Source organism: Stakelama flava, assembly GCF_019351405.1.
Classification (GTDB): Bacteria; Pseudomonadota; Alphaproteobacteria; order Sphingomonadales; family Sphingomonadaceae; genus Sphingomonas; species Sphingomonas flava_A.
Genome location: NZ_JAHWZX010000029.1, coordinates 1 through 1,513, shown reverse-complemented (window position 1 = coordinate 1,513; position 1,513 = coordinate 1). Strand labels below are relative to the sequence as shown.

At 60.3% G+C, this 1,513-nt stretch carries 2 protein-coding genes; one reads left to right on the top strand and one right to left on the bottom strand.

Annotation, left to right across the window (positions count from 1 at the left end; all coding sequences use genetic code 11):
• Positions 1 to 58: 58 nt before the first annotated feature.
• Positions 59 to 463, bottom strand: a complete 405-nt coding sequence (locus KY084_RS16195) for a winged helix-turn-helix transcriptional regulator (protein ID WP_246587302.1) — start codon at positions 461 to 463, stop codon at positions 59 to 61.
• Between the two features lie 101 nt (positions 464 to 564).
• Here KY084_RS16195 and KY084_RS16190 point away from each other — a divergent pair, with 101 nt between their 5' ends.
• Positions 565 to 1,377, top strand: a complete 813-nt coding sequence (locus KY084_RS16190) for an NADPH-dependent F420 reductase (RefSeq protein ID WP_219239489.1) — start codon at positions 565 to 567, stop codon at positions 1,375 to 1,377.
• Positions 1,378 to 1,513 lie beyond the last annotated feature (136 nt).

Below are 1,513 nucleotides of genomic sequence, written 5' to 3'. Positions count from 1 at the left end.
GGGTGGATTGGAGACAGACGGGTTTTAGGAAACACCGGGACGATAGCTGCCTAGCGTCTCACTGTCCTGATCTCGCATCATACTCGCGGCGCGCGGCTTCCATGGCCGGCCAGTTCTCACCGATCCACTGAGCGAAGAACTCAAGGGGAGGCAGCATTCCTTTTCCCATGAGGCTCAGCTCATATTCGACCCTCGGGGGGACCTCGGCGAAGTAATGGCGCACTACCAAGCCGTTTCGCTCCAGCATCCGCAGCGTAAGCGTCAGCATCCTCTGGGAAATTCCCGCCACGCCACGTTTTATCCCGGAAAATCTGAGCCTGTTGCCCGGCGTTTGCGCCAGCAGAAGGATGACGAGAATGGTCCATTTGTCTCCGAGGTGGGTCAGCATATTGTGCGGGGCGCAGGATAAGGCTCCGATACCGCGTGAGTCCCCCTCGGGGCGCTCCGTTACCATCGTCGACATAAGTTCTCTCCATGTAACCAAGGCACCGCCATGTGCCGTCTTGTGCAGACAGGACGCCAGTATAGTTATGTTACCATCGATGGTTACACATAGGAACTAGCGTGAAGAATATTGGGATTGTCGGAGCAGGGCATGTCGGAGAGGCGCTCGCTCGTCGCCTCGTCGAAACGGGCTACACGGTGAAGGTCGCGAACTCCCGGGGCCCAGACAGTCTCGCAACGTTTGCACAGAGGACGGGCGCCAAGGCCGTCGCCATCGCCGACATTTCGCTCGGGGTGGACGTTCTCATCATCGCAATCCCGATGGCACGCATCGCCGACTTACCGAAGACCGTAATCGCGACGCTGCCGCCAGGCGCGATCGTGATCGACGCGGGCAATTACTATCCGCCGCGCGACGGAGCAATTCCTGCGATCGGGGCCGGCCTGGCAGAGTCCCAATGGGTTTCCCAGGAACTCGGCGTCGCGGTAATCAAGGCGTTCAACAACATCATCGCGTCAATCCTGGCCACCGGTGGCAAGCGCGCAGGCGATCCCAATCGCATTGCGTTGCCCGTCGCCGGTGACGATCCCAAAGCCCGGGCCGCCATCATGCGGATCGTGGAAAAGCTGGGTTTCGACGCCGTCGATGCGGGTTCTCTCGCGGAATCGTGGCGCCAACAGCCCGGACAGCCCGCTTATTGCACCGACCCGACGCGCGACGAACTACCGCTGCTGCTCCGGCGCGCCGATCGAGCGACGGCCCCTAAGGGCCGAGACCGGGCGTCGAAAATATTGGCCAAACTGCCCGATGATTATCCGGCTGATCAGCTTGTCCGCGTTTCGAGGATTTTTGTGGGGCTGGACAAAATGAAGCCGAGAAGTTGGCTGGCCGTGCTGCGACTTGGCATGGCGCTTCTACGGTCTCCGCGTTAATCTCGCCATGTCACAGCGACGACGGGATTTGGCAGATCGAATCATTCGCCGCGTCGTCACAGGTTATGCGACAGCGGCCGCGACGTTTCCAGCAAGGTGAAAAGCCGTCGCGAATGACGTCATCTGGGGCGATTCC